The 14,141-nt window shown below is 51.5% G+C and carries 18 protein-coding genes; 6 read left to right on the top strand and 12 right to left on the bottom strand.

What is annotated here, in order from left to right; translation table 11 throughout:
• Window positions 1-6: 6 nt before the first annotated feature.
• Window positions 7-324 (bottom strand): thioredoxin, encoded by a 318-nt coding sequence (gene trxA / locus JET16_RS22030; RefSeq protein ID WP_199620482.1) that lies wholly within the window; start codon window positions 322-324, stop codon window positions 7-9.
• A gap of 211 nt (window positions 325-535) precedes the next feature.
• On the opposite strand from trxA, the gene JET16_RS22035 reads away from it, so the two are divergent.
• Entirely contained in the window at window positions 536-673 is a 138-nt protein-coding gene (locus tag JET16_RS22035) for a YqzM family protein (protein WP_199620484.1), read from the top strand.
• 176 nt (window positions 674-849) lie between these two features.
• On the opposite strand, the gene JET16_RS22040 is transcribed toward JET16_RS22035, so the two are convergent.
• The 6 genes from JET16_RS22040 to JET16_RS22065 form a co-directional block, all read right to left on the bottom strand.
• Entirely contained in the window at window positions 850-1,005 is a 156-nt protein-coding gene (locus tag JET16_RS22040) for a hypothetical protein (RefSeq protein ID WP_199620487.1), read from the bottom strand.
• Between the two features lie 146 nt (window positions 1,006-1,151).
• The gene (locus tag JET16_RS22045; protein ID WP_199620490.1) at window positions 1,152-1,358 is read right to left on the bottom strand and encodes a hypothetical protein; all 207 of its coding nucleotides are present in this window, start codon (window positions 1,356-1,358) and stop codon (window positions 1,152-1,154) included.
• A 92-nt stretch (window positions 1,359-1,450) separates the two neighbouring features.
• Complete coding sequence (gene zapE, locus JET16_RS22050; RefSeq protein WP_199620492.1) at window positions 1,451-2,398, bottom strand: AFG1/ZapE family ATPase; 948 nt, start codon at window positions 2,396-2,398, stop codon at window positions 1,451-1,453.
• Window positions 2,399-2,422: 24 nt separating this feature from the next.
• A complete protein-coding gene (locus JET16_RS22055; protein ID WP_199620495.1) occupies window positions 2,423-3,934 on the bottom strand; it encodes a replication initiation and membrane attachment family protein in 1,512 nt (503 codons plus the stop codon).
• A 112-nt stretch (window positions 3,935-4,046) separates the two neighbouring features.
• On the bottom strand, window positions 4,047-4,928 hold the full coding sequence (locus tag JET16_RS22060) for an alpha/beta fold hydrolase (RefSeq protein ID WP_199620496.1): 882 nt from the start codon (window positions 4,926-4,928) through the stop codon (window positions 4,047-4,049).
• Between the two features lie 91 nt (window positions 4,929-5,019).
• On the bottom strand, window positions 5,020-5,304 hold the full coding sequence (locus JET16_RS22065; RefSeq protein WP_199620663.1) for a YuiB family protein: 285 nt from the start codon (window positions 5,302-5,304) through the stop codon (window positions 5,020-5,022).
• 159 nt (window positions 5,305-5,463) lie between these two features.
• On the opposite strand from JET16_RS22065, the gene hemQ reads away from it, so the two are divergent.
• The gene (hemQ, locus tag JET16_RS22070; protein ID WP_199620497.1) at window positions 5,464-6,210 is read left to right on the top strand and encodes a hydrogen peroxide-dependent heme synthase; all 747 of its coding nucleotides are present in this window, start codon (window positions 5,464-5,466) and stop codon (window positions 6,208-6,210) included.
• Between the two features lie 188 nt (window positions 6,211-6,398).
• Here the strand turns inward: hemQ and JET16_RS22075 are convergent, their stop codons facing one another.
• Both JET16_RS22075 and JET16_RS22080 read right to left on the bottom strand, forming a co-directional pair.
• Window positions 6,399-6,665, bottom strand: coding sequence for a hypothetical protein (locus JET16_RS22075; RefSeq protein ID WP_199620498.1), 267 nt, complete (start codon window positions 6,663-6,665; stop codon window positions 6,399-6,401).
• A gap of 6 nt (window positions 6,666-6,671) precedes the next feature.
• Window positions 6,672-7,862, bottom strand: a complete 1,191-nt coding sequence (locus JET16_RS22080) for an NAD(P)/FAD-dependent oxidoreductase (protein WP_199620499.1) — start codon at window positions 7,860-7,862, stop codon at window positions 6,672-6,674.
• Between the two features lie 300 nt (window positions 7,863-8,162).
• On the opposite strand from JET16_RS22080, the gene JET16_RS22085 reads away from it, so the two are divergent.
• Both JET16_RS22085 and JET16_RS22090 read left to right on the top strand, forming a co-directional pair.
• Window positions 8,163-9,137: an NAD(P)/FAD-dependent oxidoreductase gene (locus JET16_RS22085; protein ID WP_199620665.1), complete on the top strand. Its 975-nt coding sequence runs from the start codon at window positions 8,163-8,165 to the stop codon at window positions 9,135-9,137.
• A gap of 63 nt (window positions 9,138-9,200) precedes the next feature.
• Window positions 9,201-9,452, top strand: coding sequence for a hypothetical protein (locus tag JET16_RS22090; RefSeq protein WP_233532053.1), 252 nt, complete (start codon window positions 9,201-9,203; stop codon window positions 9,450-9,452).
• On the opposite strand, the gene sda is transcribed toward JET16_RS22090, so the two are convergent.
• Complete coding sequence (gene sda, locus JET16_RS22095; RefSeq protein WP_199620501.1) at window positions 9,453-9,596, bottom strand: sporulation histidine kinase inhibitor Sda; 144 nt, start codon at window positions 9,594-9,596, stop codon at window positions 9,453-9,455. It abuts the gene before it with no gap.
• A gap of 355 nt (window positions 9,597-9,951) precedes the next feature.
• Here sda and JET16_RS22100 point away from each other — a divergent pair, with 355 nt between their 5' ends.
• Window positions 9,952-10,173, top strand: a complete 222-nt coding sequence (locus JET16_RS22100) for a hypothetical protein (protein ID WP_199620504.1) — start codon at window positions 9,952-9,954, stop codon at window positions 10,171-10,173.
• A gap of 90 nt (window positions 10,174-10,263) precedes the next feature.
• Here the strand turns inward: JET16_RS22100 and JET16_RS22105 are convergent, their stop codons facing one another.
• Together JET16_RS22105 and JET16_RS22110 are read right to left on the bottom strand one after the other, a co-directional pair.
• Window positions 10,264-11,796: a diguanylate cyclase domain-containing protein gene (locus tag JET16_RS22105; RefSeq protein ID WP_199620509.1), complete on the bottom strand. Its 1,533-nt coding sequence runs from the start codon at window positions 11,794-11,796 to the stop codon at window positions 10,264-10,266.
• 565 nt (window positions 11,797-12,361) lie between these two features.
• On the bottom strand, window positions 12,362-12,715 hold the full coding sequence (locus JET16_RS22110) for a HesB/IscA family protein (RefSeq protein WP_199620511.1): 354 nt from the start codon (window positions 12,713-12,715) through the stop codon (window positions 12,362-12,364).
• Between the two features lie 308 nt (window positions 12,716-13,023).
• On the opposite strand from JET16_RS22110, the gene mqnE reads away from it, so the two are divergent.
• Window positions 13,024-14,127: an aminofutalosine synthase MqnE gene (gene mqnE / locus JET16_RS22115; protein WP_199620514.1), complete on the top strand. Its 1,104-nt coding sequence runs from the start codon at window positions 13,024-13,026 to the stop codon at window positions 14,125-14,127.
• Window positions 14,128-14,141 lie beyond the last annotated feature (14 nt).

The following is a 14,141-nucleotide window of genomic DNA, read 5'->3' on the forward strand; positions in this document are numbered from 1 at the left end:
CACAACTTACATGTGACGGCCTACAACGTTCTTCAACGCGTCCTTCGATTGGAAACCGACGATCTTGTCCACCGGTTCGCCGTTCTTAAATACGATCAGCGTCGGAATGCTCATCACGCCGAAACGGGAAGCCGATTCCGGATTGTCGTCGACGTTCAGCTTCGCGATTTTCAAGCCGTCGCCGACTTCCTTATCCAACTCCTCGAGTACTGGAGCGATCATTTTGCAAGGTCCGCACCACGGAGCCCAAAAGTCCACTAAGACGGTGCCGCCGCCTTCCACTTCGTTCTTGAAAGAATCGTCAGATACATTGACGATTGCCATAACGCATTCCTCCTTGAGGCCAGAAAATAAGTCAACATGTAAAGTATACCACAAACCGTCACCGTTTCATAACGCGCGGGCAATGCCATAATATAACCGTTTCGCGGCAACCTTCGGTTGCCACGGTACACAATTGTCACATTACTGCAACTTTACAATCGATTGGCGATTTGGATATACTAACTTTATGAACGCTAAGGGGGACTAAACAGTGAACGACCCGAGAGAGCACGTAAACGAAGAACCGCGCAACGATCTATTGGATGTAGGCATCGGTTTCGCGGGCATGTTCGGCCTGATGCTGCTAATAGCCGTCGTAGCCACCGTGATTCAATTGGTTACGCGATAATATTCGGAACAATCAATCGGGACAAGTTCTTGTCGTTCATGCGCGACAAGAACTTATAACGAAAATTACGGAAACCTCCTTCGAGGCAAATTCAATGAAGCAAGGCCGCGTTTTGCCGATTTACGCGGGTTTGACCGGCATATGTTCTTGTCGCCCAACAGTTGGGCGCTTTTTTATTATTGCTGGGTGATCGGTGGAGGATTATCTAAAATATCCTCATCACCAATCAGGTCAATGTATTCCTTAGCTCCTTGGGGAACGGAAAGTAAATCCGATACCTCCGCAGTTCCTTCCGAATTTTCAATTCCTTGCTGAGTTCGGTCTTCTTCCATTGCTGCATCTCCTTTTTTTACAAGATCGTAACAATTATTAGCCGATGGCCGGCGCTTGACCCGGAAGTAAAAAACTCGTCTTGCGACGAGTCTTTGCGAGCATATATAGTCCCGTTACTTCTTTCGGCGCATCGTTTGGCCCACTGCTAGCTTTGTTGCGGCTGCAATGCGGATTGTACCTGATTTACCAATGTGAATGCTTCTTTGATTTCGCCGGATGCTTGCAGTAAAGCTTCTTGGCAGAGAGTAGCGTTTGCTGCCGATTGTTCGATAGCTTGTGTGATTAGGTCTTTTGCGATAGAGGTGCATGCTTCGGCCTTTTTCAAGGCATTGGTATCAATTTGCGGTGCCATGCGAGTTCTCCTCCAACATAGTTTTTGTACCGGTCCACCACTATATATTTTTCTTCCGGCTTGGGGTTTATTCAACTTTTTGTAAAAAATATTTACGTTCCCCTCTGATTGCGTCCCCCGACTTCAACGACATCGACGAACGGACGAATGCGGTCCATTATTCTCTGTCCCCGGTACACGTCCTCGCCTTCCCGCGACGTGAAGCTCAAATGCCGTTCAAGCCCTTCCAAATCGTGATTGGACGTATAGAATGTCGGTTTGCGGTTCATCCGGTAATTCAAGATGGCGCCCAACACGTGGTCCCGCGTCCAAGCGTTCAAATGCTCCGCGCCGATGTCGTCAAATATGAGCAAATCCGTTTCCTTCAACAATTCGACGGTGTCCTTCATACGCTGCGAGTCACCGAACATCGCTTTCAAATCTTCAACGAAGTCCGGCATGTACACGATCACTCCGGTGTAGCCCGTCTTTGCAAGCTCAAACAGCAAATAACTCGCAAGGAACGTCTTGCCCGTACCGAAATCGCCCATCAAATACAATCCCTTGGATTGAAGCCCGTGCTGCTTCGTATGTAACACATATTTAAGGACTTCTTCCACTGCCCCCGCCCGCTGCAGATCCCGCGATACGATTTCATCGATGGAATATTCCCTGTTTAACGCTTTCTCATCCACATAGAAGCTGCGAATGCGGGAGCGAACCGAATCCTGCGACGCTTTGGCCTGCCACAAGCGGCAAGGCACTTTGTAATCGGCAATCGAATATTCCCCGCGCAGCGACGCTGCCTCGAGCTTCGTGTAATGCCCCTGCATGTCGTTCGGACATCGGTCCAAACCCGGGCAGCGCGCGCACTCTTTCGCTTCCTTCGCATATTGGTACAGCCGGGTGATATTTTGCTGCAGCACGCTGTCGTCAAGCTCCGGATGCTCCGATCTCCACTTGACGACGTACGGGTCGTTCAGCACTTTCATAGTCTGCCGCCTTACGTCGGCGCCGTTAATGCCCGCGGCCGCGCCTAGCCATTTCCCCATCGGTTCCATCGTTAATCCCTCCCGACTGTAATGTTACCGGTCGTCTTTCAATTGCTTCGCCATATCCAATATTCGTTGTATGTCTTGCTCCGTAGCGGCTTTCGACTCCGACCTCTTCACCACCGGAATGACCGGCTTCGACGGTCTTCCGCGCCGCGTCTCTCCCGTACGGCGCGACGGGGCGGCACTGCGCTCTTGCGTTGGCGCTCCGCCTCCGCGAACCTGCGCCGCCTTGCGGAAGTAGACGACCGCATTCTCGAACGTGCGGATCCGTTTCCCCGCTACGTTGGCGCCCACCGCCTCCAGGAAGTTTCGGTTCCAATCCAGATCGTTCGTTCGAATATAATGAATCATGACATTGAGCACCTCATCCGGCAACCGGTAGTTCACGTTCATAGCGAGAAACGCTTCCTGAACCGGCCCCGGTACCGAAGCCGGCTCGAAAAACAGCTTCAACACGCGCGTATACGGAGCGTTCGCAAGCAGCGAATTGTATTGCGCCGCATCGCACTCCCCCGCAAATTGTTCCGGCACGTCCAACCAATACGAGGGAGTGACGGTCCTTTCGCCGCCCGAGTCTTCTCCGGCGGCGGAAGTGCCCGCATCCGGCTCGCCTGCTGTACTTTGCTTGCTGCGCAAGCGGTCCCGGTCTTTCCTCCGTTCATTAACGCGTAAAAACATCCCGCCTGCGCGCGATTCGAACCATTCTCCGTTCAAGCGGCCTTCGTCCGTGAACATGCCTTCTTCATCGAGCAAAGAAACGGTTTCCTTCAATGTAAGCTCGAATTTGCCTGCATAATAATTAATTTCGGCAAGCAATTCAGGTTCCTTCTGAATCCGTTCCACATAACGCCGATTGGCCGAGGAACGCGGAAATCTCCGAAGCAGCTCCTCTGGCCGGAATCCGTCCTTGCCAAACTCGGTCGCATCCGTGTCCGCCGCCGTTGCACGCGATGGCGCCGCTTCGCGGACCGCCTGCTCCGTTCCCGCCGGAACGCTGAGGCGGAAAACTTCATAGAACGGTACGGATAAGTCCTCCCATCCTGCCTCCGAAGCTTCGGACTCCGGATCGCTCATACCGTGAAAGAACGATCGGCGGACGGCCTCCGCCGCTTTAGGGCCGATCCTTTCGATCAACAGCAGCCACAAATGGTGCACATCGAAAAATTGTTGAGGAGCGAGCGGCGCCTCCACTCGGAATTCGTACAGCTCCGCCACACCGTCGGCATCGGAACGGCGGTATGTTCGCAGGAGACCGGCGGCCTCCAATTTCGACGTTTCTTCTACAAGCCTCTTCCGGCCCCGCTCGTTCGGCTCCAACCCGCAAGCGAGGAACAATACGGCTAATTGTACCGGGTCCGAACGGCCTACCGTTTCAGTCGGTAGGCGCGAACATAACGTATAAAACAGCGATGCCGCGAATGCGCCGACAATCGGTTGATAAACCATGTTGATCATGCGTGTATCCAAAGGGGACAAGCTGAATTGACGGACCACGGCGAATGGTTGCTGCTCCGTCAACTGCAGCAAATTCGACAATTTCATGTGCGGCCCCCCTACATTTCGACAACAATCGATACCCATCATTTTATCACATTACGCAAAAACGGGACAGTTCCCCGCATGGGTTGCCGTCCCGCTTACATATACTAATAATTTACCTCTCCGCAAATTGCTCGTCAACCTCGCCCGGCAGCCGAATTCCGTATTCCGCAGCCTTCCGCAGCAAATCTCTGCCGACGCCGGCTTCCCCTTCTTCGGCGGCCCGAAGCTCATGCTCCATGATCCATTTGCTCAACAGATCGTGCATCGGTTCCGGCTTTTTCGTCGGTATCGTGTGGCGTACCCCTGGAACAAACGCAAGCGTCGACTGCGGCAACAGCTCGTGCAGCTGCTGGCCGTACTTCTTGAACCGCGAGTCGTTCATTCCGTAGATGAGCAGTACCGGAGCATGAATCCGCTTCAACCGATCGGTGCAATTGTATTTCATGCTTGCTTCAAAATATTGACGCCAATTTTCAATGTCTCCGCGAATCGCTTCATAATACAAATTGTGAAAAGTTTCTTTCATATCCGCGTTGCCCGCCGAAATCAAAAGCGCCATGCTCGTCTTCATCCCGAGGCGGGTAAGAACGGAAGCGGCCGCGAGCTGCGCTTTCAAGCACAAATCCCCCACTTCCGGCATCGCTCCCAGACAGACCGCTCCGCGAAACCTTTCGGGATACGTCAGCAGCGCTTCGAAGGCGATGCCTCCTCCGGTCGAATAGCCGCACAAATAGGCTTGTTCGAGACCGATATGATCCATGAGCCGGACGATATCTTCCACAATGAGCGGATAAGTGACCGGCGCTTCGGAGCGCGGACTGAACCCGTGACCGCGAATATCGAACGTAACGACCTGAAACGGATCGGCCAGCTGCACTTCCTGATAGCGAAATACCGCACTGTTGACTAAAGGCGGATGAATGAATACGATCGGCGTTCCTTTGCCGTGAACATGATAATGAATCGTCGTGCCGTTAATGAGCGCTTTCGGCATAAGGGATTCCTCCTTCGAGACCGTAACCCGTCTGCTTCCTCTTCCGTTACGTTGTCCCTAAGAAACCCCCGTCATACGCGACACATTTTGCCTAGAACATCTTGAATCCCTTTACCCGCAGCGTCCGGATCGTCACACCGCTGACATAGGCGCCGAACAGCCCGCCGGCCGCCGCGAGAAGATCGATAATGCCGTACTCGGTTAAACCGGCGAAAATATTCGCGGAGCCGCGTTCGAAATATAAATACAATCCGATAATGAGCGCGACGTAGCCGTACATCGGAAACCACGTCGTCTTCAGCAGCATGTTGAGAATGAACCCGACCCCAAAGATAAGCACAAAGGCCAAAAGAGTTATGACAATCACTTGGAAAATATTCACCCTGCGGTCATCCCTTCATCGCAAATAGCGTCTTGCAAAATAAGTGTAGCGTCCCCGCTGTTCCCAGTCAAACAGGGCTTGTTTGCCCCCGCTCCCCCGTTAGAGGTAAAATGGTAAAAGCATTGTATATACAATTTGAGGAGTTGACACACCATGAGCGAAGCGGCACAAACGCTGGAAGGCTGGTACGCCCTCCACGATTTTCGCCATATCGATTGGACCGCGTGGAAATCACTTTCGCCGGAGGAACGCCGGGCAGCGGAGGACGATTTCCGTCATTACGTTAACAAATGCGCGGAAGCAGACCGCAATAAGACGGGTAGCTTCGCGTTCTATTCCATCGTCGGCCAGAAAGCGGACTTTATGTTCGTTCATCTGCGCGAAACATTGGAAGAGCTCAACGAACTCGAAACGGAATTCAATAAGACGTCATTCGCCGACCTCACGATTCCGGCATATTCGTATGTATCCGTGGTCGAATTGAGCAACTATATGAGCAAGCCGGGCACCGATCCGATGGAAAACCCCGAGCTCGCGGCGCGGTTGAAGCCGTCGATGCCGAAGTCGAAGCATATTTGCTTCTACCCTATGAATAAGCGCCGCAGCGGCGGCGACAACTGGTACATGCTTACGATGGAGCAGCGCCGCGAGATGATGCGCAGCCATGGGCTCATCGGCCGTTCGTACGCCGGGAAGGTGAAGCAAATCATTACCGGTTCGGTCGGCTTCGACGATTGGGAGTGGGGGGTCACGCTGTTTGCGGACGACGCGCTGCAGTTCAAGAAGCTCGTGTACGAAATGCGCTTCGATGAAGTAAGCGCGAGATTCGGCGAATTCGGCGAATTCTATATCGGAAACTTGACCGATGCCGATCGTTTCCTGGAGAAGATTCTCGTCTAACGCGCACATCTCCTTCTGTTCACGCGGCAGCGGCAATTTCGCAGTTGTAGCGGCAAAATTTTCCGCTATATTGGTCATATCTTGGGTGCGTAGCGCTGCAGCGGCAATTGTTACCGCTGCAGCGCTAACAATAAGCCCTCCGCAACGGAGCGTGACGCTCCGGGGAGGGCTTATTAATTTACATAGTATCAACTTTCGTCGTCTTCGTCATCGTCGCGTAACGCGGTTTCCTGTTCCCGCAAATACTGCTCCGTCATCCGGTCGCGTTCGCGTCCCTTGTCTTTCAACCGCTCAATGGCCGGCTGAATCAAGCGATCCACTTCCTTCTGGACGGTATACGCCAAATCGTAACGGTTTTGCTGCTCGAGAAAGTGTCCCACTTCCATCAACGCGTTGTAACGGTCGAGCTCTTCCCGTGTCAACAACCCTCGAACTTGTACGCTGCAGTGGCGCATAAATAATTAAAAATGGCCTTTGCGCAATACGAGCGGGATGCCGCCGATGATGTACAAGTAGCGCAAATCGATTATTTTTTTCAGCATGGCCGCCGAATTGCCTTTAAATTTGCGGTTGAAAGCGACCCCGATCGCCTCGCCTTTGCCCAGCGACGCAACCGTCCCTTTGCTTTCGTACTTGAATTCCTTCAACGGCGTTCCGCGAATGGAAGCGACCAAATTCGAAGCGAGCACTTCCGCCTGTTGAATGGCCATCTGAGCCGTCGGAGGATACGGTCTGCCTTCTTCGTTCATCACGATCGAACTGTCGCCGACTATGAACACATCGTCGTGTCCCGGCACGCGGAGATTCGGATCCACTTTAACGCGGCCGCGCATGGCATCAAATCCAGCCTCTTCGACAAGGCGGTTACCGCGTATGCCTCCGGTCCACACTACCGTAGATGATTTGATTTGCTCTCCGTCGGCGAGCGTAATGCCGTCCGGAGCGCATTCCTTGATTGCGGTTCCGATCTTGAAGGTCACGCCCTTCTTCTGGAGAACTTCCATTGCGTATTGCACAAGCTCCGGATCGAAGCCGGGGAGAGCAGTGGGCGCCGCTTCAACGTTATAAATTTTCACAAGGCCCGGATCAACGTCGAACGTCCTGCAAAGTTTTGGAATACGATCGGCCAATTCACCGATAAATTCGATTCCGGTGAATCCGGCGCCGCCGACGACAAACGTCAAATAGTCTTTCCGGTGCGGTTCTTTCTTGAATTTGGCAAATTGGTACTCGATATGTTCACGGATCAAGCGGACGCTATTAATGCTTCGTATGAAATGAGCATGTTCCTTCAGACCAGGGATGCCGAACGTTTCAGGCTCTCCGCCGAGTGCGATCACAAGGTAGTCGTAAGAAAGCGTTCCGTCCTCCAGTATGACCTTCTTCTCCTGCGGGCGAATTTGAACGACGGTTGATTTCACGAAATCGATCTTAAACTCATCGATCAGTTTCAGAATGTTGACGCGCGCGTTTTGCGGGTCGTCCGTGCCGGCAGCAGGCATATGAAGATGCGTGGTGATGTAATGGTAGTCGTGTTTGTTCACCAAAGTGACGTCCGCCTCGTTGTAATTCAACTCTTTCTGCAGACGAATCGCCGTCACGATCCCGCCATACCCTGCGCCGAGAATGACAATGCGTGGAATTCTGCTCATGATCCTTTCCAATCCTTCCGTGGTTATATGTTTAGTTTGTGAAAAAATACACAAAGCTCGCCAAAAAAGAAAAGTCGTATCTGTGCTTGCTTTTTTGGGAAACATCTATCTAAATAACTTTCGATATTTTGCCATAACTTCGTTGAATTATCAAGTATATTCACAGAAGTTACAAAAAAATTTGTTTCCTTGGGACGAAACAGGGTTTCATTCCATAGAACGTACCGCTATAATGTTTAACGATAGGAATTATTCGCTCGGAGGTGCTTGACTGTGTCGCAAGCGGTCACGCAAGAAGGCATGGTGGATATTGCAGTTATCGGCGGGGGACCGGCGGGACTGTTTGCCGCTTTCTATGCAGGGATGAGACAAGCAACGTGTAAAATAATCGAGAGCATGCCGCAGCTCGGCGGACAGCTTTCTGCTTTGTATCCGGAGAAATATATTTATGACGTAGCCGGGTTTCCGAAGGTTCGCGCGCAAGAGCTGGTGGACAATTTGCTGAAGCAGATGAGACAGTTCCCCATCGCGGAATGCTTGGAGGAGAAAGTAGTCCGGCTTACCAAGAAGGATGAACGTCATTTTGTCATCGAGACGACCAAAGGGTCGCACTCCGCGAAGGCCGTAATCATTACTGCGGGAGTCGGCGCATTCGAACCCCGGAAGTTGGATCTGCCGGAAGCACAACGGTTCGAAGGGAAAAATTTGCACTACTTCGTAAACAACTTGGAGCGATTTCGGGGCAAAAAGGTGTTGATCAGCGGAGGAGGCGACTCCGCCGTGGACTGGTCGCTCATGCTGGAGCCCCTTGCGGAGCAAGTCACATTGATACACCGCCGCGACAAGTTCCGCGCGCACGAGCATAGTGTGGAGCTGTTGAAGAAATCGAAAGTGAAAGTACTGACGCCCAAAGAAATCGTTACGTTGAACGGCGGAGACCGCATCGAGTCGGTGTCGATAACCGATGTCAAATCCGGAGCCGCGGCGGAAATTGAAGTGGACGACGTGATCGTTAACTTCGGTTTCGTCTCTTCTCTCGGTCCGATAGCGGAATGGGGATTTGAAATCCGCGACGGGTCCATCGTCGTCGACTCCAGAATGGAGACCACGATACCGGGCATCTTTGCCGCGGGGGACATCACGACGTACCCGGGGAAACTTAAGCTGATCGCAGTAGGTTTCGGGGAAGCGCCAACCGCCATCAATAACGCTAAAGTGTACATCGATCCGACGGCGAAGCTGTCGCCCGGACACAGCAGCAACATGAAGTTTTAACAATCAGGGCATCCTAACCTCAGCGACTCTAGATAAAGACGAGTACTGAGGAGGATGCCCTTCTTGTTATATTCGCATATTTGTCCTGTCTGCAACGGAATAGACGATTTACGCGCGAATTGTTTGCGCTGCGGCGCTCAAACCGAGGATTGGGGCAAGGAAAGCGATTTCTACGGTCCTTATTCTCCATATCGGCCAATCAATGATTTGAAAATGACAAACGGTTATCCGGATTTGGAGCGGCGCCAATGCGTCCATGCCGTATTTTGCCCCTCTTGCGGTACGACTTCGTCCTATGCGGTAGACGAACTGTAATTATTGGTACTGAATTGACTCCGACAATTCCAAATTTCTTCGCCTGATCTCATCCAATAATAGATTGATAAAATCCTGTTCGAGATCCAGATCGATTGCTTTGAAATATGTCTCCAATAAATTCTCATCGCTCAACAATCTCACATGGCATCCCCTCTCTTCTTGTTGATATTATTGTACACCTCGACGTATCCACAGAACAAGCGTTCTGTTATCCACAGCTTTCTGTGGATATACTGTGTATGAACTGTGCTTAATTGCGGTATTCCTCTTTAAACCACTGTGACTTTTGTGTATAACTTTTTGTCGTGGATATGTGGATAATTGTTGATAAGAAAAATTAATAGACTAGTACAAAATCGATAGATTTAGTGACATGCGCCGCGATTTGGAGGACAAACATCCCGCCCATTTTGCGCCCGTTTGGGTCAAATGCACAGAGCGGCCGGACTCCGTCCTCATAGAATACACTGTAACCCAGATGAAGGAGGAGAATTCTTTGGCTGAGTATTACGTAAATCCTAATCCGGGCTATGTTTCGCCGACGGCCGCCAATCCTATGGCGAATGTGGCTGCAGCGGCAAACGTGGCTCCATTTATGACTGCGCCGGCGAATATTGCCCCATTCATGGCTGCGCCCGTTAAAAAACCGATTTTGGACGCGGACGCAATTCTCGTACTGTTCATTCTGCTGGTGATCATCCTGCGCGTGTGCCATTAATGACAGGGAGCCGGCCTTGCTGCCGGCTCCCGAGGCCCGCACCGTTGGAACGCATACATAAAAAAATCTTCTTCGAAGCACATCCGCTATCTATTTACGCGTCGCAACGTCCGACGCATAAACCGTATTGCGCCCCTCGTATTTGGCTGCATATAAGGCGGAATCCGCCCGGTTCATCACATGGAGCGGCTCGAGATCATCTCTCGGGACAACGGTATACACCCCGATGCTGACAGTCACGACATTGCTTGTCGGCGAGCTTTCGTGCGGTATTCGCAAAGCCTCTATACGCTTGCGGATTCGTCTGGCTATTTTCACCGCATCTTCACGAGCAGTGAACGGAAGCAATGCCGCAAACTCTTCTCCGCCGTAACGCGCTGCAAAATCCTCCGGCTGATTAAGGCACGCCTCCAACGTTTCCGCTATCTTCCTCAGGCATTCATCGCCTTTCAAGTGGCCGTAAGTGTCGTTATACAGCTTGAAATGATCGACATCGAGCATGAGAACGGACAACGGCTGCCGCCGCCTCCGGCACGTTTCCCATTCGAACTGCAGCTCCGCGTCCAAACTGCGGCGGTTCGCCAAACCCGTCAAACCGTCGACCTCTGAAAGCCGCTTCAATACCGTGTTGGCCTCTTGAAGGCGTTTCTCCGCAAGTTTGGCGTCCGTAATGTCGGTATACTCCCACATATGGCCCGCATATTCGCCGTCCATGACGATCGGGATATAGTCCCGTTGGAAGATACGGCCGTCCGACAGCTCGAAAATTTCGATTTTTACGGGCGTCTTATCGTTGATCATTTGTTCCGTGCGGGAAATGAACTGTTCCGGCTCGGCATATATGTGTTTCTGGCTTGAAAGCCATCCCGAGCAATCGGAGCCGATCAATTTGTCCGGTTCGACGTCAATGCCGAACATTCGCGTAAATTCGCGATTGACGTAGATGATTTTGCGTTGTTCGCTTTCGACCATGATGCCGGAAGGAATATTATCCATGAGAATGTGCAGCATCGTTGCGGTTTCGCTCAGTTCCCTCTCGTTGCGCATCAACCGGTTATGCGTGACGTTCGCCGTAATGACAAATCGCGCGATGCAGTAAACGGCCGCACCGGCAGCAAGCTGCGTCGGCCATATATATAACGCGAACCGCCGGACGATCTCCGCGTCTCCGATATTGATCCACATCGCCGTAGTGGCTATTGCCGCCGCGACGACGTTCATCAGATTCAACTTCCGGAATGGTCCTAGAGACGTTAAAGACAGCAATCCGCAAACGACTCCGATTAAAACTGTGAAACCTCCGGCGACGATAGCGGCATCGGTAACTCCGAAATAAAACATGCGGAACAACAAAATTCCGGAGGCGCTTATAACGGCGGCAACCCATCCCCCGTGCATGGCGGCCATAACGATCGCCAGCTGGCGAAGATCTACTATGACCGTATCCGTCGCGCGGATCGAGAACAGCATGAGCAGGCATCCAAAGAAAGCATACATGAGCCCCCAGCAGGCTCTTTCCCTAAATGTCCGCGGATAGTCGATTTTTCGTCGGTTGTAGAACAAACCGATCGTAAAAATAAAAGAAACCATCAATGATGCATTCGTAATAATGTCCTTAAGCAACTGGGGAACCCCTCTCCGAACTTTTGCCGCGGCCCGCGATGTGACTATCGTTTTACATAAAATAATGTATCGGCATTCTTACGGTTAAGCATAATATCAAATCGCGTGTTTAAAAAAATATTGCATTGCCCGTGCAGCGGGAAAAGTTCCGTTGCAGTGGCGAGATCAGCGAATACCGGGTGTACTTCCTCCAGCAATCTTTCTTATATATGACCAAATTCTCAAATAAAACAGGAAATAATACACCGCATAAAACAAAATATCAGCAATTCCTATACTCGTCTCAGAAAAATAATTGCCTTCAAAAAAGGTTTCATCTGCTAATACAATTAGCCACGAAACAAGAGTAACACCAAGAAGTAACTTTATGGTTATCGGCACGCTTAAACATACAAACCGGTCAATGAAATTACTCGTTGTCCCCTTTAAAGATGTCTAACTGAAATATTATGAATTTGTCCGTTGGAGAGAAAGAGGGAACTATTGGCACCACCTTCATAAATGCAAAAAAAACCATCCCTATAAGAGAGATGGCTAAAAATGATCTGAACCGATTTTCCATTCATCAACACTCGCCCGGCACACCCGCTTCTTCCTTCGTGCGGAACGACGTGCCGCAGCCGCATGTGGCGATTGCGTTCGGATTGTTGATCGTAAAGCCCCCGCTCATTGCGGATTCCTTATAATCGATTTCCAAACCTCGCAAATATTTCACGCTGTCGCGTTCCATGACCACTTTCAGGCCTTTCAGTTCGATCGTCTCGTCCGCTTCTGTCGCTTCATCGTCCAGCCCCATCCCGTACGTAAAGCCGCTGCAACCGCCGGTCTTTACGCCAAGGCGGAGGTATGCGTTCTGCGTATCTTCCGCGGCCATTAACTCCTTGATTTTCTCCGCAGCCACATCCGAAATATCGATCATGAAAAAGCACCTCCTTACCGAATAGTATACAACCGAACCGGCCGGACATACAAGGATAACGGCATGCCGTCTTGTAAAAACGTTTGCCCCGGCTTAATGTGTGAAAATTGTCACAAATCCCTAAAACATTCCGTGCCGCTCCCCATTGCCCGCCCATTGCAACAGGTTTATAATATACTAAGCTTGCGATGGGCCAAGGCGCATGCGCCATGAAATCGAACGCCTCTGCGGAAAGTGTACGGATAAATCGAATTAATCGAAAATCGCTCCGTCAAATAAGATTGTATTGTGCGCAAGGAGGAAATCATATGACTACGCTAATCACCGGCACCGACAACCGTATGGAGGAAATCGCACGCAAAGTCAGAAACGGCGAACGCCTTTCTCTCGAAGACGGCTTGCATTTGTACCACACGAATGATCTGCTGACCGTCGGTCAGCTGGCCAACGAAGTGAACCGGCGAAAGAACGGCGATAAAGTGTATTTCATCGAAAACATGACACTATATTTCACGAACGTATGCGAAGCGCATTGCGCCTTCTGCGGCTTCCGCCGCGATCCGGGCGAAGAAGGCGCCTATACGCTTTCTCCCGAAGAAATGATCGGGTACGTCGAGCAGCATTACCATCCCGGCGTACGGGAGTTTCACATCACGGGCGGCCACAATGCGACCGTTCCGTTCCAATATTATGTCGATTCGATCCGCGCATTGAAGCTTCGATTCCCCGACGTTACGGTGAAAGCATATACCGGTGCCGAAATCGAATTTTTCTCCCGCATCAGCGGACTAAGCTTCCGCGAAGTTCTTTCCGTTCTGAAAGAAGCCGGACTCGGTACATTGACGGGCGGCGGAGCGGAAATTTTGTCGGAGCGTTACCGGAAGAAGATGTCGGTCGACAAGGCGACGAGCGAGCAATGGCTCGAAGTTCACCGCACCGCTCACGAGCTCGGGATGAAGACGCACGCGACGATGCTGTACGGCTCGATCGAGACGATTGAAGAGCGTCTTCAGCATATGATTTATTTGCGGGAGCTGCAGGACGAGACGAACGGGTTTATGGTGTTCATCCCGCTTGCGGTGCAGCCGCTCAGCAAATCCGCCAGCATCAAGCGGCGCACGTCCGCATTCGAAGATATGCGGATGATCGCCATTTCCCGTCTCATGCTGGATAATTTTCCGCATATTAAAGCGTACTTCATTAACATCGGCACGCAATTAACGCAGATGGCGTTAACGTTCGGCGCATCCGACGCGCACGGCACGCTGGTGAAAGAGCGCATCTCGCATTCCGCAGGCGCAACGTCCGCGGAAGGACTGACCAGGGACGAATTGGTATGGCTCATTAAAGGTGCCGGGCGGACGGCCGTGGAACGCGATACGTTTTATAATGAAATCAAGGTGTACGATTAGAAAGAAAGGAACCA

Source organism: Paenibacillus alkalitolerans (genome assembly GCF_016482785.1).
Taxonomy (GTDB): Bacteria; Bacillota; Bacilli; order Paenibacillales; family YIM-B00363; genus Paenibacillus_AE; species Paenibacillus_AE alkalitolerans.